This window comes from Leuconostoc sp. BM2, from assembly GCF_002095565.1.
Classification (GTDB): domain Bacteria; phylum Bacillota; class Bacilli; order Lactobacillales; family Lactobacillaceae; genus Leuconostoc; species Leuconostoc falkenbergense.
Genome location: NZ_MOWQ01000014.1, coordinates 17,017 through 37,474, shown reverse-complemented (window position 1 = coordinate 37,474; position 20,458 = coordinate 17,017). Strand labels below are relative to the sequence as shown.

20 protein-coding genes are annotated in these 20,458 nt (G+C 38.1%); 15 read left to right on the top strand and 5 right to left on the bottom strand.

Annotated elements, in window-relative coordinates:
- Positions 1-277 precede the first annotated feature (277 nt).
- A complete protein-coding gene (locus BMG01_RS05595) occupies positions 278-913 on the bottom strand; it encodes a YigZ family protein (RefSeq protein WP_036067764.1) in 636 nt (211 codons plus the stop codon).
- Between the two features lie 17 nt (positions 914-930).
- On the opposite strand from BMG01_RS05595, the gene BMG01_RS05590 reads away from it, so the two are divergent.
- The 5 genes from BMG01_RS05590 (at position 931) to BMG01_RS05570 (ending at position 6,279) form a co-directional block, all read left to right on the top strand.
- Positions 931-2,205, top strand: coding sequence for a DEAD/DEAH box helicase (locus BMG01_RS05590; protein WP_188349632.1), 1,275 nt, complete (start codon positions 931-933; stop codon positions 2,203-2,205).
- Between the two features lie 265 nt (positions 2,206-2,470).
- A complete protein-coding gene (locus tag BMG01_RS05585; RefSeq protein ID WP_004912839.1) occupies positions 2,471-2,884 on the top strand; it encodes a ComF family protein in 414 nt (137 codons plus the stop codon).
- A gap of 136 nt (positions 2,885-3,020) precedes the next feature.
- Positions 3,021-3,566, top strand: a complete 546-nt coding sequence (hpf, locus tag BMG01_RS05580; RefSeq protein WP_004912837.1) for a ribosome hibernation-promoting factor, HPF/YfiA family — start codon at positions 3,021-3,023, stop codon at positions 3,564-3,566.
- A gap of 121 nt (positions 3,567-3,687) precedes the next feature.
- Positions 3,688-4,641 carry an aldo/keto reductase family oxidoreductase gene (locus BMG01_RS05575; protein ID WP_004912833.1) on the top strand — a complete coding sequence of 318 codons (954 nt, stop codon included), beginning with the start codon at positions 3,688-3,690 and terminating at the stop codon, positions 4,639-4,641.
- Between the two features lie 96 nt (positions 4,642-4,737).
- Positions 4,738-6,279 carry an ABC transporter permease gene (locus BMG01_RS05570; RefSeq protein WP_004912831.1) on the top strand — a complete coding sequence of 514 codons (1,542 nt, stop codon included), beginning with the start codon at positions 4,738-4,740 and terminating at the stop codon, positions 6,277-6,279.
- Between the two features lie 53 nt (positions 6,280-6,332).
- Here BMG01_RS05570 and BMG01_RS05565 read toward each other — a convergent pair whose 3' ends face one another.
- Both BMG01_RS05565 and BMG01_RS05560 read right to left on the bottom strand, forming a co-directional pair.
- On the bottom strand, positions 6,333-7,001 hold the full coding sequence (locus BMG01_RS05565) for a histidine phosphatase family protein (protein WP_004912828.1): 669 nt from the start codon (positions 6,999-7,001) through the stop codon (positions 6,333-6,335).
- Positions 7,002-7,121: 120 nt separating this feature from the next.
- Positions 7,122-8,522, bottom strand: coding sequence for a hemolysin family protein (locus tag BMG01_RS05560; protein WP_004912825.1), 1,401 nt, complete (start codon positions 8,520-8,522; stop codon positions 7,122-7,124).
- 464 nt (positions 8,523-8,986) lie between these two features.
- Between BMG01_RS05560 and nrdH the strand changes: the two genes are divergently transcribed.
- The 4 genes from nrdH to nrdF all read left to right on the top strand — a co-directional run bounded on the left by nrdH (position 8,987) and on the right by nrdF (position 12,976).
- Positions 8,987-9,217: a glutaredoxin-like protein NrdH gene (gene nrdH / locus BMG01_RS05555; RefSeq protein ID WP_010279343.1), complete on the top strand. Its 231-nt coding sequence runs from the start codon at positions 8,987-8,989 to the stop codon at positions 9,215-9,217.
- A 109-nt stretch (positions 9,218-9,326) separates the two neighbouring features.
- Positions 9,327-11,498, top strand: coding sequence for a class 1b ribonucleoside-diphosphate reductase subunit alpha (gene nrdE / locus BMG01_RS05550; protein WP_004912817.1), 2,172 nt, complete (start codon positions 9,327-9,329; stop codon positions 11,496-11,498).
- Positions 11,499-11,558: 60 nt separating this feature from the next.
- On the top strand, positions 11,559-12,002 hold the full coding sequence (locus tag BMG01_RS05545; RefSeq protein WP_004912816.1) for a class Ib ribonucleoside-diphosphate reductase assembly flavoprotein NrdI: 444 nt from the start codon (positions 11,559-11,561) through the stop codon (positions 12,000-12,002).
- Positions 12,002-12,976, top strand: coding sequence for a class 1b ribonucleoside-diphosphate reductase subunit beta (gene nrdF / locus BMG01_RS05540; protein WP_004912813.1), 975 nt, complete (start codon positions 12,002-12,004; stop codon positions 12,974-12,976). Before BMG01_RS05545 ends, nrdF begins: the two co-directional genes overlap by 1 nt.
- Positions 12,977-13,005: 29 nt before the next feature.
- Here the strand turns inward: nrdF and BMG01_RS05535 are convergent, their stop codons facing one another.
- Both BMG01_RS05535 and BMG01_RS05530 read right to left on the bottom strand, forming a co-directional pair.
- Positions 13,006-13,539 carry a phosphatase PAP2 family protein gene (locus BMG01_RS05535; protein ID WP_233127273.1) on the bottom strand — a complete coding sequence of 178 codons (534 nt, stop codon included), beginning with the start codon at positions 13,537-13,539 and terminating at the stop codon, positions 13,006-13,008.
- A gap of 443 nt (positions 13,540-13,982) precedes the next feature.
- Complete coding sequence (locus BMG01_RS05530) at positions 13,983-14,978, bottom strand: ketopantoate reductase family protein (protein ID WP_004912806.1); 996 nt, start codon at positions 14,976-14,978, stop codon at positions 13,983-13,985.
- 254 nt (positions 14,979-15,232) lie between these two features.
- Here BMG01_RS05530 and xylA point away from each other — a divergent pair, with 254 nt between their 5' ends.
- From xylA to BMG01_RS05500, 6 genes are all read left to right on the top strand, one after another.
- Positions 15,233-16,579 carry a xylose isomerase gene (gene xylA / locus BMG01_RS05525; RefSeq protein ID WP_004912802.1) on the top strand — a complete coding sequence of 449 codons (1,347 nt, stop codon included), beginning with the start codon at positions 15,233-15,235 and terminating at the stop codon, positions 16,577-16,579.
- A gap of 108 nt (positions 16,580-16,687) precedes the next feature.
- Positions 16,688-18,199 carry a xylulokinase gene (gene xylB, locus BMG01_RS05520; protein ID WP_004912800.1) on the top strand — a complete coding sequence of 504 codons (1,512 nt, stop codon included), beginning with the start codon at positions 16,688-16,690 and terminating at the stop codon, positions 18,197-18,199.
- 84 nt (positions 18,200-18,283) lie between these two features.
- Positions 18,284-18,925 carry a VanZ family protein gene (locus BMG01_RS05515; protein ID WP_004912798.1) on the top strand — a complete coding sequence of 214 codons (642 nt, stop codon included), beginning with the start codon at positions 18,284-18,286 and terminating at the stop codon, positions 18,923-18,925.
- Positions 18,909-19,127, top strand: a complete 219-nt coding sequence (locus tag BMG01_RS05510) for a DUF1146 domain-containing protein (RefSeq protein ID WP_004912795.1) — start codon at positions 18,909-18,911, stop codon at positions 19,125-19,127. Before BMG01_RS05515 ends, BMG01_RS05510 begins: the two co-directional genes overlap by 17 nt.
- Positions 19,128-19,235: 108 nt before the next feature.
- Positions 19,236-20,228 (top strand): rod shape-determining protein, encoded by a 993-nt coding sequence (locus BMG01_RS05505; RefSeq protein WP_010279731.1) that lies wholly within the window; start codon positions 19,236-19,238, stop codon positions 20,226-20,228.
- On the top strand, positions 20,228-20,437 hold the full coding sequence (locus BMG01_RS05500) for a DUF2969 family protein (protein ID WP_036067759.1): 210 nt from the start codon (positions 20,228-20,230) through the stop codon (positions 20,435-20,437). Before BMG01_RS05505 ends, BMG01_RS05500 begins: the two co-directional genes overlap by 1 nt.
- Positions 20,438-20,458: the final 21 nt, after the last annotated feature.

Genomic DNA, 20,458 nt, shown 5'->3' with positions numbered 1-20,458 from the left:
TAAGCCTAACATTTTGCAAAACCAATGTGAAGACATCGGTTTATTTTAGTAGTGCTTGATGACCAATTGCAGCATCATAAAAAGAAGCTAAATGCCTTGAAACACTTGACTTCTGGTAGAAAAAAACTGGTACTGTATCAACAGCATCAGTTTTTTTGCTACAAAATTACATCATAGCGTTTATAATGATCCACCCGGGAGTCGAACCCGGATTTCAAGAACCGGAATCTTGCGTGCGATCCATTACACTAGCGGATCATAACTATTTAATTATAGCCTATTTCACTGGAATTTCAAAGAAAGTTATGTCACCAATATCAAACCCAATATTACCAGCAAATTGATTCGTCAGTGTATTTTGAAAGCTAGGCAGTCCTACTTCAGACACAGGGACGATTAAATGAACGTTTTCATCGTAATTTGTGGTCATAATGTGATAGTCATTTTGTGTTAACCAGTAAGTGAGACTGTCAACGTGCTTATAGGCAATCGTAATGGTCACTTGATGCAACGATAGTCGTTCGACAAATCCAGCTGCTTTTAACCCGTCTGCTGTTGTGCTAGCATAAGCACGAATTAAGCCCCCAGCACCTAGTTTGACACCACCAAAATAACGTGTCACAACGGCAACAACGTCGTGAATTTGATTTTTTTGGAGGACTTCTAGCATTGGAACGCCAGCCGTACCATTAGGTTCGCCATTATCACTAAAACGTTGTATTTGATCTTGATCACCAAGCATGTAGGCAAAAACATTGTGACTGGCTTTGTAATGTTGTTTGTTTATTTTTGCAATAAACAGGCGTGCTTCTTCTTCAGAAGTAACTCGCGCTACATTCAAAATAAAACGGGATTTTTTGATGACTTGTTCCCAAGTATATGTTTTTGGAGAAATTGTGAAGTAATGTGCCATACATCGTATTATACAGTATGAAAATAGAAAATCTCTACGGAAGACAGTTAGTCTGTCCTAAAATAGATAATAATTTAGGCGAATCAAGGTCTGCATTTCAGGATGGTATTTGCCAACGTTGTAATCAAAAAATAGTAGCGCCATTACCCAATGACGCGTTTTATTGCCGTGCCTGTCTGACGCTTGGCCGTGTTAGTTCATTAGATAACTTGGTCTCTTTGCCTGAACCTAATCATTTTAGCGGGAAAGTGACACTAAGTTGGACAGGTACTTTAACCCATCAACAGCAAAAAGTTAGTGAAGACTTATTGATCACTTTAGCACTACATCGAGAGCATTTAGTTTGGGCTGTGACAGGCGCAGGCAAAACGGAAATGTTGTTTCCACTCATTTATCGTGCATTACAGCAAAAATTACGCGTCGGCATTGTTGCACCACGTGTTGATGTCATTGTTGAATTGTCGCCACGATTACATGCTGCATTCGCACAGACGGACATGGTGACGTTATATGGGGAACAGACCGATTGTTATCGGTATACTCAGCTTGTGTTGGCAACAACACACCAGCTCCTGAAATTTAGAGAAGCCTTTGATGTCCTAATTATTGATGAAGTTGATAGTTTTCCATTTGCTGGTAATGACATGCTCACGCATGCTGTCAACAATGCGGTTAAAGTTTGCCATACGATGGTTTATCTGACCGCAACACCAACACGACAACTTAGAAAACGGATTAACAAAGGATTACCAGTGTCGTATTTGCCACTGCGATTTCATCAACATTTGTTACCAGAAATTCAATTGGCACGCCTCAATAAGTGGCGCAAAAAACTACCTAAAAAGTTTCAAAAACAGCTTAGTCACTTAGTAGAATCAAATAAACGATTTTTGATCTTTGTGCCCAAAGTTGCAGATTTAAAACCAGTTCACGACACGATTAATCGGTGGTTTCCTAAAATGCGTGGTGATTTTGTTCATGCCAATGATAAACGTCGACAAGAAAAAGTTAAAAGTATGCGTAATGAAGAGGTGCAATATCTTGTAACAACAACAATACTTGAACGTGGTGTGACTTTTCCTGGCATCAATGTCATTATTTTAGGCGCTGACGATGAAATGTTTACTGAGAATGCTTTAGTTCAAATTGCTGGTCGAGTTGGTAGAAAATCTGATTGTCCAACTGGTCTTGTGTTGGCTTACGTTGAACATGTAACATTAAAAGTCAAAGCAGCTCAACGTCAAATTATACGGCTCAATCGACTTGGGGAGAAATTGCGTGAATCCATGTAGACGGTTATGTCAACTTTGTGAATTGCCTTTACCAAGCAATCAATCATTTTTAGCGTTGTTAGGTATAATGCCCGACGATTCGGCTAAGTTGTGTGATGATTGTTGTAACCAATTGGTGCGTATTAATGGCAAGTGTTGTCCAAACTGTGGCAGGTTACAAACCACACAGGAAATGTGTTTTGATTGCATTCGCTGGCAAAATAAAGGCTACCCGTTATTGAGACATCGTGCCCTTTATCAGTATAATGATGTCATGAAACATTATATGCAGCAATATAAATTTAACGGTGATTATTTATTAAAAGGAGTGTTTAATCACGACTTAATCCAGTTGATTGATAATATTGATAAGGATATTGTTGTCCCAATTCCAGTCAGTCACTATACTATGCAAACACGTGGGTTTAATCAAGTTGTTGGCATGCTAGATGGGCAAACTTTATCCGACATATTGTCCATTGCTGCAAGCAAAAAAGATCACCAATCACAATTTGGGCGACGTGAGCGTATGAACCGTCAACAGCCTTTCGCCCTCAATGTTTCAAGCCAATTAATTGTAGGTCAGCGTATTTTATTAGTGGATGATGTCTACACAACCGGTAATACAATGTACCATGCGGCTAATTTGCTTTATCAGGCGGGCGCGAAAACTGTCAAAAGTATCTCATTGGCCCGTTAAAAATGAAAAAATGGTGAATTTTACAGAAAACGCTTACAGTTGTGATATAATGTAGTTAGCAACAAGATAAAAACCACGCTGAATTTGATGATACTTAGATTATTATCATAATAAAGCGTGTATGGAGGAATTTATTATGTTAGATTATAATGTACGTGGTGAAAACATCGAAGTAACAGACGCAATCCGTGACTATGTTGAGAAGCGTTTAACGAAGTTGAATCGTTATATCGAAGAAAGTGCAAAAGCAAATGTCAATTTACGCACATATCGTTCGGATAACTCTGGTAAAGTAGAAGTCACAATCGTATTACCATACGTAGTGTTGCGAGCTGAAGATACAAATGCTGACATGTATGCGGCAGTAGACAATGTATCCGAAAAAATTGAACGCCAAATTCGTAAGTATAAGACAAAAATTAACCGTAAGTCACGTGAAACAGGCTTTAAGGGTATTGATTCACATGATGAAATTCCTGAGACTGACGTTGACGATTCGGCATTACAAATTGTACGTACAAAGCAGGTCGATTTGAAGCCAATGTCACCTGAAGAGGCAGCGTTGCAAATGGATTTGCTAGAACATGATTTCTTTATCTTTAAGGATGCTGAGTCTAACACAGATTCAGTCATCTACAAGCGAACAGATGGTAAATATGGTTTGCTTGAAACAGCTGAATAAGAACAAAAATAACCAGCTATCATTGAAAGTGATAACATGTGGTACATTCCTAGGGAGTTGTGCTACATCGCTTTCTATACTAGCTGGTTTTAATTAATTGTTGATATGAAAGGTTTATCACATGAAAACAATTCAAATTGGTAATACAAATTTGACGGCAAGTGCAGTTGCCTTGGGTGTCATGAGAATTGCCGACAAAACATCAGATGAGGCAAAAAAAATTGTTGAAACGGCATTGGTTTCCGGCATTAATTTTTTTGATACAGCAGATATTTATGGCAGTGGTCGATCATCCATCGTTTTTGGTCAGGCATTGAAAGATATAGGTGTCAAGCGTGACGATATCTTCATACAGTCAAAAGCTGGTATTATTTTACCTAACGGTCAAGTGAACGGGGATGGTGAAAGAGGGCCACGATTTGATTTTAGTTATGATCATCTGATTGCTAGTGTTGATATTGAACTAGAGCGTTTACAAACTGATTATCTTGATACGTTTTTGCTGCATCGACCAGATACATTAGTTGACGTTAATGAGTTAGCACGTGCTTTCACAGACTTGAAAACCACTGGGAAAGTGCACCATTTTGGTGTTTCTAACATGAACCCATATCAAATTGCGCTGATTCAAAATGCTTTAGGAGATGAAAAGCTGCAAATTAACCAGCTGCAATTTGGTATTATGCACACTAATATGATTGATTCCGAACTGCATGTGAATATGAATGACGCAGCCAGTGTTGATCATGATGGTGGTATTCTATCTTACGCAAGGTTACACAATCTGACAATTCAAGTTTGGTCACCATTCCAATTTGGATTTTTTGAAGGTGTTTTCATTGATAATGAAAAGTTTCCAGAACTTAATCAAACGTTACAAAAGTTGGCTAGCAAATATGACGTATCAAAAAGTGCAATTGCCGTTGCCTGGATTTTGCATCATCCGGCTAACATGCAAGTTATTATTGGATCAATGACGCCAAGCCGTATTATTGATATGACCAAGCTTGATTTTCAGTTGACTAATCAGGAATGGTATGATGTCTATACAGCAGCAGGGAATACTTTGCCATAATTTCTTTAAAAATGATAAAACTTTATAAAGTTATCCACAAGGCCACTTCAATCTCGTATGCTATTAGTAGCAGAGTTTAAGATGAAGAGGTTTTTTATGTTGGGTTGGCAAACGGTGTTTGGGAATAAACGTATATTGGGAAAGTGGCTACTAGCAGTGATTTTACCGGTCTTACTAATCGGAGGCTATTTGGGGGCAACTAGTCACAGTAATCAGAAAACTGACCGACTAGTCGTAGCGGTGATAAACCAAGATAAGGCAGCGTCTTTGAATGGTAAAAACCAACGATTTGGCGACACGTTTCAGCAACAATTAAAGGAAAGTAAGCATTTCAAAACCAGTACTTATCAGTCAACTCGGGTAGCAAAGCAGGCGCTAAAGCAAGGGCGTATTAGCGCGATAGTGGAGATTCCGGCTGCATTAACGACGCAATTAGCAAATTATAAAAAGAGTGGCAAATCGGGTACTGTCAATGTTAGTGTTGCAACAGGAAATAGCCAATATGGTACGCAATACATTGAAAACCAAATCAATGCAGTGGTTGCACTAGCAAATAATAAGTTGTCTTTGGGTAATACAAGTGATTCAACGCTATCAAAGTTGAGTTCACAAAGTCAAAATTTAGCAAAGCAAACAAAAGACTTACAAACCAATTTACAAGCGGTAGGGAATGCTATCGATGTTAATGCTGCAAATGATTTGCAGTCGGATGCATCTGATCTAATCACTGATTTGTCTACATATTCAGCGCAGCTTAATGATGCTGTTAATGCGGATGATAAAACAAAAATTCAGTCTTTAGCGGTCGAAATTAACAATATCTCGTACAAAATGCAAACAACAATTGCTGGTGGCATAGGTAGTCTTGCCACCAATTTAAGTAGTACGAAAGCATTGAGTGACCAGTCGGGTGTTATTCAATCAAGTGCAAAAGATATCAATAGTGGACAGCAACAAATTTCAAGTCAACTAAAATCACTATTGAGTAATCAGCCAGATAAGAATACGGCACTGACACAGATGCTGATGTTAAAAATGACTGATATCAAGCCAATCAAAACGCAAGGGCAAGTCTTAATGGCTTCATTATTAGTCGTTGGTGTTTCAGTGATGTCTGTGCTGTTTGGATTATTATTGCCAGTTAAGCCGACTAAAACCGATGCTTTAGCATTAGAACAATGGTGGGAAAACTTTCAAATTGGTGGTTTGCTAAGCATTTTGGGTAGTTTTTTGATGGTAGGAAGCGCTTTGCTCTGGCATGTGAACATCGGTAATTTTTGGTATATGACTGGTATCGCGTTATTGAGTCAATGGGGCATGATGAGTTTGGTTTGGTATTTGAAGCAATGGCTAGGACAGGCTGGTTGGTGGCTGTCAACTGTACTATTAGCTATCCAAACTGTCTTTGTTGTGCCTAATGATCCAATTATTTTACAGGATTCAATCTTTGCATTTATAAGACCATTTTGGCCATTGTCAGCTTTGAAAAATGCAGTCAATTCACTTGTTTTTGGCGGTAATGATATTGAGCAAAATGTCATGATTTTGATTATTTGGCTTTTGGCACTGACAATTTTACTTGTTACGTACTATCGCGTCAAACAACGCGAAAATTTGAAACAAGAATTAAACGTATAAAAAAGACGATACACGGCATTGCTGAGGTATCGTCTTTTTGTTGACTTGTGTGATTAAAAAACAGTTGTAGCATCATTGAAGTTAATAATATCAGCTTGATCATCAGCTGATAAGTCGAGCTGCATGACTGCGCCGTTCGCAACACTGATGGCTGACAAGTCACGTCTACCGAAATATTCGGCAATAGCACGAATAGTTGTGCCATGCGAGACGAGCAGAATATTATCACCATCATGGTGCTGATTTAGTAGGTCATTGAAACCATGTTTAATCCGTTTTAGGAACGCTTCGTGATTTTCAGCTAAATTGAAAGGATCTGCTTCAGCCATGACGTTCATTGCATCAGCCATGCTGTAACGTGTGATAACATCCGAAAAATTATTAAACTGGTCATTCTTATAGGCACCTAACGTTGTGAGTACAATTTCACCGCTAATACCTTCAAAGGCACCAAAATTTTCTTCTCGGAAATCAGGAAGTTGCGTCGGATCTGAAAAATTAGACGCCGCATTGTTAGTTAGAATGTAACGCGCGGTATGGATAGCACGCGTTAAATCTGATGAGTAGGCACCATCAAAATGCACATTTGCTAATCGAGTGCCGGCATGATAACCATCTTGAATGCCCTTTTCAGTTAGAGGGGCATCAGACCACCCTTGAAAACGATGCAAAAAGTTGAAATAAGTTTCTCCATGGCGCACCATGTAGATATGGACTGACATACTGTTCCTCCTCAATATAATAATTCCATTTTACCATAATCACGAACAATTAAATTAGTGATAAAGTAAAGATTAGTAACCAATCAAAAAAACGAGTATGTTTTACTCGTTTTTGACTAATCAATGATTAGATAATTCACTTTCAGATTGTGACTCAGACTCAAGTTCTTCATCATCGAAAATGCCATTACTATTAACATCTTCTTTTGGTGTAGGGAGCTCTTTCACAATGAATTCAGATATATAAGCATTATCGTAATCAAGTGCTGTTAACTGGAAATTGGCAACAGCCATAGTATCACCTGCCCGGAACTCAGGATCGTGGTTCAATACATAACCGGTCAATGTCACTGCATCATCATTTTCTAGTTCTTTGATATTTTTATCAAAGTAGCGTTCAAAGTCATACAGAGTCATCTTACCAGAAACTTTGAAACGATGATCACCAAGTTTTTCAATGTAATCGTCTGATACATCATCTATTTCGTCACGAACTGTACCAAACAGTTCTTCGTAAATATCCTTATCAGTAATTAAACCAGAAGTACCACCATATTCATCAACAACAATGGCGATAGGTGAACGCTTGATGATCATTTCATCCATGACATCGTGCAAGTCCATATTTTCAGGAACGGCGGGGATGTCACGCATAATTTTTGAGACAGGGTCAGATGATTTAATACGTGCTTGACGGACAAGATCGTAGTTAAAGACATAACCTAATACTTTATCCTTGTCATTGTCTGCAACAACTGGAAAACGTGAATAACGTTCTTGTAAATATAAATTAACACCTTCTGCAATAGAAGCTTTAACATCAATAACGGTCATTGATGTCCGATCAATCATGATATCAACAGCTACTTTATCATTCATTTCAAAAGCACGTTGCATGAAAGTTAAATCTTCTTCATCTAATTCGCCGGCTGCCGCAGCATTTTTAGACAATGATAAAATTTCAGTTTGAGAATATATATCCTCTTCGCCATCAGTTCTAAATCCCAATAAATGTGTAATGCCGTTTGACAAGTGATCCAACGTCCATATTAAGGGAAATAAAGTGACATGAAAGAAACGAACAGGTCGAACAATGAATAGTAGGACTTTTACAGGCGATTCAATCGCAATATTTTTAGGAACAAGATCTGTAAATACAGCGTGCACGATTGTGAAGATAATCATGGCTGCAACTGAAGCAACTGCGTGGGCATATTCGGCAGGAATAATACCAGAGTTGAGAATGATGTCGGCGACGGTTTCTTCACCAATCCAACCTAAAATCAAACTTGTTAATGTGATCCCGACTTGCGCTGTCGAGAGATATTCAGTCAGGTGTGTCACCATGTGAATGGCGTTACTGATGTTGCGTGAAGGCTTATCGCGGTCCTCTTGCAACACTCTTAGCGCACTAAGGCGCACCTTAACTAATGAATATTCTGTTAAAGTAAACAGAATAGCTAACAACAAGACCACCAAAATAACAAAAAAGTTGATGATCAAAGACGGACCAGAATCCAAATTCGTAAACCTCTTTTCTTATATACTAAGAGTTATTATACCAAAAAAAGTCATCATACGGTGACTTTTATCGCTTCTTAAAATTTAACGAATGATTAAGTTTTAAGTTGATATTGAGAGGTATAAAGGCGAACAAAAATTACCTTAATGATTTCTTTAAAATTTAAATTTCACAAACAAAACACCTTAATACATCGAGTGTCTACCGCTTTTATTAAATTAGTTCACAGTGTCTTAATTAATATAAACCTTGATATATCAACACTTTAAATGTTCGTGGTAGGTGCTTGTGAAATTTTATGATTTATGTGGTTTGTGAATTCACCTATGACTTGATTTTATCGAACAAATGTTTGTGAAGACAGTTTTGGTCCTTGTGTAATTATGGAATTCCGGTAAACTATTAATCAACAGTTCTAGCTAAAACTAAACAAAAATAATAGATTAAATGAGAGGTACACGTCATGGAAAAAGTAACAATATACACAAAATATAATTGTGTGCAATGCAAGATGACGAAAAAGTTTTTGGAAGCGCAAGGTATTGCCTTTAAAGAAGTCAATATTGAAGAAGAAACACAATATGTTGATGAATTGAAGGCTAATGGCTATCGTCAGACACCGGTCGTTGCTATTGAGGGTATGCCATCATTTTCTGGCTTCCGTCCAGACGTGCTCAAAAAAATATCCGCTTAATTCAAGCCGTATTTCGAGCATCTTGCGACGTAGTCGTAATGATGTTTTTTTATTAGATTATTTTGTGGGATGAGCAGTACAAAGATGAAACAAAAAAGGGGATAGCGTTATGGCATTGAAAACATTAGATATTGATAAAGTTACTTACTTTGATTTAAACAACCAAATCAACATTCCAAAAAACAATCAAATTCAAATTGAAAAGGATCAAGAAGCACTTGATGCATTTTTAACCGAGAATGTATGGCCAAATGTGCTGAAATTTGATTCATTAGCACAAAGATTTGAATGGCTTTTTGACAATGATTTTTTGGAGCGCAGTTTTATTGAAAAGTATCGAATGCCATTCATTGAAGAACTATACGCTTACCTTGACAGTGTTCATTTTAACTTCAAGTCATTTATGGCTGCCTTTAAATTCTATAATCAATATGCCCTAAAAACTAATGATGGTGAGCATTACGTTGAAACATATGTTGATCGTGTTGCAATGAATGCGCTGTACTACGCAGACGGAAATGAAGCGTTGGCATTGCGATTGGCTGATGAAATGATTCACCAACGCTATCAGCCAGCAACCCCTTCCTTTTTAAATGCAGGACGCGCGCGTCGTGGCGAATTGGTGTCATGTTTTGTGATACAAACGTCAGATGACATGAACTCGATTGGCCGAACAATTAATTCTGCATTACAATTATCAAAAATGGGTGGTGGCGTCGGCATTAATGTTTCTAACGTTCGTGAAGCTGGTGCGCCAGTAATGGGCATTGCAAATGCTGCGGGCGGTGTCGTACCAATCATGAAGCTACTTGAAGATTCCTTTACTTTTTCATCACAAGTTGGTGCACGTCAGGGTGCTGGTGTTGTCTATTTATCAGTTTTCCATCCCGATATTTTGTCATTTTTGTCAACTAAAAAAGAAAATGCGGATGAAAAAATCCGTGTTAAAACCTTGTCACTTGGATTAACTGTTCCAGACAAGTTTTATGAATTAGTTAAAGAAAATCAACCAATGTATCTTTTTAGTCCCGAAGACATTGAAAAAGTTTATGGTGAGCCATTCAACTATGTTGATATTACGGGTGAATACGATAATATGGTCGCTAATGAAGCCATTCGTAAATACCGCATTGACCCCCGCATGCTTGAAGAAGAAATTTCTAAGTTGCAGCAAGAATCAGGCTATCCTTATATTATTAATCTTGATACTGCAAATAAGACTAACCCAATTAAAGGTAAAATTGTATCTTCAAATTTGTGTTCAGAAATTTTGCAGGTTCAGACACCATCAGAATTGAACAATGAGCAGCAATATACAAAGCTTGGATCAGACATCAGTTGTAACTTGGGATCAATCAACATTGTTAATATGATGCAAACTGATAATTTTGAGGAATCGGTGGATACAATGGTGCGTGCATTGACTTTTGTCTCTGACTCATCAAATCTAGATGTCGTGCCTTCTGTTGCTTTAGGTAATCGTGAAAAGCATGCAATTGGATTGGGTGCAATGGGGTTGGCAGCTTATTTTGCCCAAAATAAAATGTATTATGGTGATGAGGAAGCATTGGACTTTACATCAACGTTCTTTATGGCGCTTAATTATTACTCAATCAAGTCATCTATGAAAATTGCCAAGGAACGTCATGAACAATTCTTTGAATTTGACCAATCAACCTATGCTACCGGCGAATACTTCAATACTTATTTAGAAAAAGATTGGGCACCAAAAACTGCGAAGGTTCAAGAAGCATTTTCAGATCATCACTTGCCAACGAAACAGGATTGGGCTGAATTACGAGATAATGTGATGAAGTATGGCATGTACCATGCTTATCGTCATGCCATTGCGCCAACTGGTTCTATTTCTTATGTTAATGACACGACCGCTTCTTTGTTACCAATCGTTAATCGTATTGAAGAGCGACAAGAGGGCATGATTGGTAAAGTCTATTACCCTGCACCAGGATTGAGTAATGAAACAATGCCTTATTACATCTCTGCCTATGATACTGATATGAGGAAAGTAGTTGACGTCTACGCTGCTGCCCAAGAGCATATTGACCAAGGTATGGCATTAACATTCTTCATGAGATCGACTTTGTCAGATGACCTGTATGAATGGAAAAAGGGACGCACAGATAAAATGACAACGCGTGATTTAACCATTTTACGCCACTACGCATTTAATAAAGGCTTAAAGTCAATTTATTACGTTCGAACATTTACTGATGATAACCAAGAGTCTGGTGTGAGTGAGTGTGAAAGTTGCTCGATTTAACGATTAAAAAATGTTGCGCAAGTAATCACGGTAAAAGATTCTGGATGAGAGTTGAGTTGAATGACACACATTAATTTATTATATGCTTCAACAGAGGGTAATACGAAATCATTTGTTGAAAAGCTTAAAAAAGTTGCTATGGAACAAGGGGATACTTTGGATGCTCGATTAATTGGTGAGGAAACAGAGTACGCTAATGAAACAGAACCTTTTGTTGCCCTTGTACCAACGTATTTGACAGGCGGAACGGGTACAGGGCCAGAAGTTACTGAGGTCTTTACTAATGCGTTGGGCGAATATATTGATTTTGGTAACAATGCAAGTTATTTAAAGGGAATTGTCGGATCAGGTAATCGTAATTTCAATGTTCAGTTCAATTTAACGGGTATTCGTTATGCGAAAAAATTTAATGTGCCAATGATTGCTTCTTATGAGTTGCGTGGCAGTGCATTTGATGCTGAAGTAATATATAATAAAATAAAACGTAATATTGGAGAACAATAATGGCACATATTAATAATGGCTCATATACGGCAATCAACTGGAACAATATTGAGGATGAATTGGATAAGGCAACGTGGGAAAAGTTGACGCAACAATTTTGGTTAGATACACGTATTCCGATTTCAAACGACTTGAAGCACTGGCGTGGCAACATGTCTGATCAAGAGCGCGAAACAATGAATTTAGTGTTTGGTGGACTAACAACACTAGATACACTTCAGTCACAAGATGGCATGGCGCAACTTAAGTTAGATGCTATTAACCAGAAAGAAGAAGCGGTGTTGAATAATATTCAATTTATGGAATCTGTTCATGCAAAATCTTATTCTTCTATTTTTGAAACGTTAAATGAAAAAGCTGAAATTGAGAAAATTTTTGATTGGGCTGATACCGACGAATTTTTACAATTTAAAGCACACCGGATTAACGATATTTACCAAACAGGCACAGCTTTACAAAAGAAAATTGCCTCTGTCTTCCTAGAAACTTTCTTATTCTATTCAGGTTTTTATACGCCATTATATTTTTTGGGCCATAATAAAATGTTGAATGTTGCTGAAATTATTAAACTGATTATTCGAGATGAGTCAGTTCATGGTACTTACATTGGGTACAAATTTCAGATTGGTTTCAATCAATTATCGGAAGAAGAACAAGCAGAATTACAAACTTGGATGTATAATTTGCTTTATGAATTATACGAAAATGAAGAAAAATACACACATGAGTTGTACGATGAAATTGGGTGGACAGATCAAGTTTTGACTTTCTTGCGTTATAACGCGAATAAAGCGTTAATGAACTTAGGGCAAGAACCAATGTTTCCTGATGGCGCAGATGATGTGAATCCTGTTGTTATGAACGGTCTTTCAACTTCAACAGCTAATCATGATTTCTTCTCGGGTGTTGGCAATGGTTATCTACTTGGCGAAGTTGAAGCCTTGGATGATGATGATTATAAGAAATGGCTATAAACTAAAAAAAATCGCGTTAGCGATTTTTTTTATATTTCTTCGTTTTTGAAAATTGATAACTTGGTTAGACGCTTGGCAAGTGTGGCATAAAGGGAGGCGGCTAAAATAACCCAAGCGTAGGCAAATAATATACTGGCAATTGTGTCGCTTAAATAGTTAGCGCTAAAGTATAAACGTGACAGCAAGGACATGAGACCTACTAATATGATAGCCCAACCACCAATCAACTGGCTCCTTGAAGAAGTGATATTGGGTATAACGAGTAATAACAAAATGAAGATAGCTGTAAAAATACTAAATATGTGTAGACTTGGAAAGGAATAACCGGTATCGCTAAGTAGGTGACCAATTGGTCGATTGCGTTCTACTAATTGGCACACGATGAAAGCTAAAATTTCACCAATAACAATTGTAAGAACGGACCATATAGCTGGAATTCGAAGACCAGCCACTAGTAAAATGCCAGCTAAGATAAAAATATAAATCAAATCAACAACAGGAGAACCAAGAAATGAAAAAATTGACATGACGATATCGTTTAATCCTGTTTGTGTTGTTGACATAAAATATCGGACACCATCATCTATAACGGGTATAATAAAATTAATTTTGACAAGTATTGTTATTAGAATTGCTAATATGACACACAAAATTGCGCGCCGTATTTGCTTGCTTTTAACGGAAATAATCATGCAACTAATCTCCAAAATATCTTTTTCTATATTCTTCTAGTATAAAGGAAATCATATGCCAATTACAATACTATCAATAATTAATACTGATGGATTCATAGCACTTGCTGGTTTTATAGCGTGATGTTGTTCATTGAAGACCAATCATGTGATAGCTTATCGTGCCGGTAGTGATGATTTTAATATGTTTTCATTAAATAACAGTCATCGTAAAAGCCATCAATCCTAAAATACAAACAAATATCATGAAAGCCCGAGTAATGATTTGCACAGCCGCAATCATTACTCGGGCTTTTCTCAAACAAACTTAAAAATTATGCGCCAGTATAATCTGGTGATAACTTATTAACTGGTGGCGTGAATTTACGCATTGCTTCGGCAAGATGAACAAAATTGGTAACCAAATGCTGGTTAGGTGCTTGTGTACCATTTTTGTCAGCCAAATCCGCAATCCAACCGTTGATATAATCAACTTCTGTTGGGCGACCTTTGACAAAATCTTGATACATAGATGGAAAATGTAAGGGATTGGCAACATTTGAGACATAATCAACTTGTTTAACCATGTCATCACGCGATTCAATGAGTTGAATGCCAGCCGCTTCAGCAGCATCGTAAGCCTCGTTAACCAATGGTCGAGCAATACCTTCTAAGAAGCCGTCATAGGCCATTAACTGACCCATACGTGATTGGAACATTGTAGCAATTGAGTTTTCCACGGCATTAAAGAAAACTTTTGTCAAAAGAGTACCCATGAAATTTTCAGTGTAAGAAGGATTCAAATGTGCTGCTTGGAAGTCTTTTTGAACCTGATCCATTACTTCAGATGGCTTTTCTGTCAAATTGGCATAAACTGATGAGCCGGCACTTTCAGCGCCCATGAAATCAACGTCGCCGTAATCGTTCAAGACAGTGGCAATCATCGCTGTACCACCAATAATATGTTCGTCATCAAAATAGTGTTGCAGTTTTTCGATATGTCCCATACCATTCATTGCACCAAGTGCTGTTTGACCTGCTTTAAACTTTGGCGCAAGACGATCAAGTGTATCTTGCAATTGCATTTGCTTCATGAAGAAAATCCAAACATCTGGATCACCTTCATATTCTTCAGGTGAAAAGATGTTGATTTTAATTTGATGTCGGTCTTTGTGATCGCGAGATTTCCAAACTTTGTTATCTTGCTGGCGAATTTTATCCAAGCTTGCTTGTGTTGGCTCAACATAGTCAACTGAAACGCCGGCATTTTCTTGCAGTAAAATACCATAACGTAGTCCCATTGCACCCGCACCTACAACTGTATATTTCATAATTTTTAACGTCCTCCAATAAATAATAATTTAATACTAATCTTTTTCTAATAAACTGTCAATATGAATACGGAAATGTTTGAAAAAAATATCATAAACTGATGATTCAATCAAATTTTTTTTTGATTTATAAGAAAGGGCTGCAAGGAATTTGGAAAGGTTATATAATGATTTATGTAAGTTGGTTGTGTAAACCAACCAACCCGAAAACAATTAAAAGGCAGATGTTTAATCATCTAGGAGGAACAAACGACATGGCTGAATTATTCTCTTTTCCTAAAGTAGAATTCGTAGGTAACAAATCTTTGCAAGCTGGAGATGGCTTCCACTACTACAATGCAGATGAAGTTGTAGCAGGTAAGAAGATGAGCGAATGGCTCAAGTTCTCAGTTGCATACTGGCATACAATGGACCAACGTTTGGTTGATCCATTTGGTGAAGGAACAGCAACACGTCCTTGGGACAAAGAAGGTGAAGAAGGTTCAATGGCTTTGGCATTAGCTAAAGTTGATTACATGTTTGAATTTTTGGAAAAAACAGGCGTTGAATACTTTGCATTCCACGATCGTGATTTGGCTCCTGAAGGCAACACTTTGGCAGAAACAAACGCAAATCTTGACAAAGTAATTGACAAGATTGAGCAAAAGATGCAAGAAACTGGCAAGAAGTTGCTTTGGAACACAGCATCATTGTTCACTAACAAGCGTTTCTTGGCTGGTGGCGCAACATCACCATTTGCTGAAGTATTTGCATACGCTGCTGGACAAATCAAGCATTCATTAGACATTGCTAAGCGTTTGGGTTCAGAAAGTTATGTATTCTGGGGCGGTCGTGAAGGTTACGATTTCTTGTTAAACACTGATACAAAGCGTGAATTAGATCATATTGCGGCCTTCTTCAAGCTGGCTAAAGATTATGCTAATGAAATTGGCTACACAGGCCAATTCTTGATTGAGCCAAAGCCAAAAGAACCAACACAACATCAATACGACTTTGATGCCCAAACAACAATTGCTTTCTTGAAGACTTATGGTTTGGAAGACACATTCAAGTTGAACTTAGAAGGTAACCACACTTATTTGGCTGGTCACACATACGAACATGAAGTACGTTTTGCACGTGAAGCTGGTTTGTTGGGATCACTTGATGCTAATATGGGTGATAAGTTGATTGGTTGGGATATTGATGAATTCCCTAACGACATCTATGAAGCAACATTGGTTATGTACGAATTCTTGAAGAACGGTGGCTTGCCAACTGGTGGTTTGAACTTTGATTCAAAGCCACGTCGCCAAAGCTTTGAAATGGACGATTTGTTCTATGCTCACATTGCTGGTATGGACATCTACGCTGCTGGTTTGAAAGTAGCAGCTAAGTTGATTGAAGACCAAGTGATTGAAAATGTTTTGAAAGAGCGTTATGCTTCATTTGACGAAGGTATTGGTGCAGACTTTGAAGCCGGCAAGTTGACATTGAAGGATTTGGCTGAATATGCTGAAAACAAGACAGATGCTGATATCAACGCAACTTTGAAATCTGGTCGTCAAGAACAAATTAAGCAAACATTGAATAATTACATTTTCTCAGTATTGGGTGCATAATTTAAATTTTCCGTGTTCCACCAAAAAAGATTTGCACGGACGAGGGTCGGGACGTTGCGTTCCGGCTCTTTTTATCACAACAAACAAAATAAGAATGGAGTATTAACTATGACATCAGTTGTTTTAGGTGTTGATCTTGGCACGTCTGCGGTTAAAGTTTCAGCCGTTGATCGTACGGGTAACATCGTTGCGCAACAAAGTTTTGATTATCCACTTTCATATCCAAAACCCGGATATGCAGAACAAAATCCGGAAGATTGGGTCAATGGCACAACAGTTGCCATTGTCAATTTGATTTTAAAAGATGACATTAAGCCTTCTGAAATCGATGGTATTTCTTTTTCTGGACAAATGCACGGCTTGGTTTTGTTAGATGCCAATAATCAAGTGTTACGTCCAGCAATTCTTTGGAATGATACGCGTACGACAGCACAAGTGGCTGAAATCAACGATACGCTTGGTCAAGAATTTATTGATATTACACGCAATCGTGCCTTAGAAGGGTTTACCTTGCCAAAAATCCTCTGGGTGAAAGAAAATGAACCGGAGATATTTAAGCAAGCCACAACTTTTGTTTTGCCTAAGGACTATGTGCGTTATCGCATGACTGGTAAACTTCAAATGGAGTACTCGGATGCTGCTGGTACAGTGGCTTTTGACGTTGCAAAGAAGACGTGGTCAAAAACAATTCAAGAAGTTTTTGAATTACCAGCTTCATTCTTCCCAGAAGTGATTGAATCGATTGGTTATGCGGGCAACATTACTGAATCATACGCGACTTTCTCCGGTCTAGATACACACACCAAAGTCTTTGGTGGCGCAGCTGATAACGCTGCGGGTGCTGTGGGGGCTGGCATTTTAGAGCCAAATATGGTGATGTCGTCAATTGGAACATCAGGTGTTGTGTTGAAGTATGAAGACAATGCGAATGTTGACTATAAGGGCGATTTGCACTTCTTTAATCATGCTATTCCAAATAAATTTTATTCCATGGGTGTTACTTTGGCGGCGGGCTACTCATTATCATGGTTTAAAAATACGTTTGCAAAAGATGAAGACTTTAGTGAATTTGTGGCTTCTGCTGAACAATCAACTGTCGGCGCTAATGGTTTGATTTTCACACCATATCTTGTGGGCGAACGGACACCGCACCCTGATGGTGATGTTCGTGGCGCATTTTTAGGTGTTGATGGCACACATCAAAAATATGATTTTGTGCGTTCAGTTTTGGAAGGTATTATTTTCTCATTCCGGGATATTTTTGATATTTATGATCGCGAAGGCGCTGATTTTGATACGGTGGTCGCTATTGGTGGTGGCGCTAAATCACCATTGTGGTTGCAAATTCAAGCTGATATTTTCGGTAAAAAGGTTACAACATTGCGTAACGAGCAAGGACCTGGATTAGGTGCTGCAATGCTTGCAGCAACAGGTCTTGGTTGGTTTGACACAGTGCAAGACGCTGCTAAAAGCTTTATTTCATTTGGTGCTACTTATGAACCAATCGCAGACAATGTTGTGAAGTATCAAAAGGTACATGCCGCTTACAAAAAAGCTTACGCTGCTACGGCAGAGATTTCCCATGATTTGATGAATTATCGTCGTGAAAATGCTGAATAATAAATGAAAGAATCGTTGATGAAACGGTTCTTTTTATTTTGAAAATAAGGTTAAGTTGAACCACAACTGGTATAATATTAAGTTATGCACACTGTTTATTTAAACAATCAACAATACACAGCGCAAAACGTTAATGCAAGTCTTGTGGTAGCTTTTTTAAGTGCTATTTTACTCATACGTTTTTTCGTGAAATCTAAACTTGCAGGGACGTTGACTTGGCAAAATATCTTGGGACGATTAGCATTGGCGAGTTACGCCGTCTTAGTTGCTTTCTTAACGTTGACTTTTTATCGTTGGCCTTCATTTGGCACATATATTGATGTCATTAAAGGATATGGGGGTCTGGGTCAATATGAGTTTTGGCGACTCTCGGTCTTTCACCCTGAAGGGGTGGCTTTTAGTTGGTATCAAATGTTAGCCAATATCTCATTATTTATACCATTGGGATTGTTGGCACCCTTAGTTTTACCTAAATGGCGTGGCTTTTTTAAAATTCTACCTAAAATTTTTCTGACGTCACTAATCATTGAAACTATTCAAGGTATCAGCACTTTTTTCTATCTTTCTAATCGGTTATTTGATGCGAATGATTTGGTAACAAATACTACTGGTGGGGTGATTGGTTATATTTTATATAAACTTGTTGTGAGATACATCAGAATTGAAAAACAGCGTTTTAGTCAAGGTAAACATTTTAAGGAGAAACAAGATGAGTCCGATTTTTGAGTTGAGTTTAACTTTAATCACCATATATTTCTTTTTCTGGGCAATTAGACCAATTAATTTTGCTAAATTCATGCCTTATACACCGGTTCAGGCAACTTTTTTGAAGGTCATGCTGGCAATTATTGGTGGCTATCTACTCTCAAGCTTCTTTATCTCAATCACACAATGGGTCTTACAAATTCCGGATGCAGTTCTGAAATGACCGATTAACGAGAGAATCCACCGCAAAAAAAGTGGTATTATGGTATAATTTACTGGATTATGTACGACGAAAAATACAGTACGAAAGCTAAAATCTTGGAGAAATAAAATGGCAAAAGATATCGGAATTGATTTAGGAACAGCCAATGTTCTGATTTACGTGGAAGGCAAAGGCATCGTCTTAAATGAACCTTCGGTTGTCGCAGTTGATGACAAAACTGATCGTGTATTGGCTGTCGGATCAGAGGCTTATCGCATGGTGGGTCGTACACCTGGTAATATTCGTGCGGTACGCCCTTTGAAAGATGGTGTGATTTCTGATTTTGACGTCACAGAAGCAATGCTGACTTACTTTGTTGACAAGCTAAATGTTAAAGGGTTCATGTCAAAACCAAACATTATGATTTGTGCGCCAACTAACATCACTGAAATTGAGCGCAAAGCCATCATTCAAGCGGCTGAAAAGGCTGGCGGGGCAAAAGTTTATTTGGAGTATGAACCAAAGGTAGCGGCTGTTGGTGCTGGACTAGATATTTTTAAACCGATTGGCTCAATGGTGATTGACATGGGTGGTGGAACATCTGATATTGCTGTACTGTCACTAGGTGATATTGTTGTTTCTGAGTCTATCCGAGTGGCTGGTGACAAGATGAACTTTGACATTGTCAATTTCTTGAAGCGTCGTCATAACTTGATTGTTGGTGAACGGACAGCCGAGACCATTAAAATCCAGATTGGATCTGCCTTACAAGTTGATGAGCCATTGACCATGGAAGTGCGTGGTCGTGATAACTTTGAAGGTATGCCTAAGACAATCACAATTAACTCAAACGAAGTTGAAGAATCACTGCATGATACGCTACAACAAATTGTACGGGCAGCTCATTCTGTATTGGCTAAGTTACCACCAGAATTAGCAGCTGATATTATTGATCGGGGCATTATGTTGACTGGTGGTGGTGCTTTGTTGCATGGTATGGATCAACTGCTATCTGATGCACTTGAAGTACCAGTTGTTGTATCGGATTCACCACTTGACAACGTGGCCAAAGGTGCGGGTGCACTTCTTGAACACATGAAGGCAGGACATCGAGGTTTATAATGAGTAAAAAAAACCAAAGCTTTGGAGTCGATCTTGTTGAAACAGACGGCCGGACACAAGTATTAGTGGACAATAAAGAAATTGGATACATTGAGAAAACGACGCGGGGATTTGCTGGGTATTTTGGTAAACAAGCCGTCATTAATCAAGCCAAAGATGAAGATGAGGCTTTACAAGCGATTCTGGCAAGCTTTAATTTGCATCAATAAATAAAGCACGTCGTGATTTTT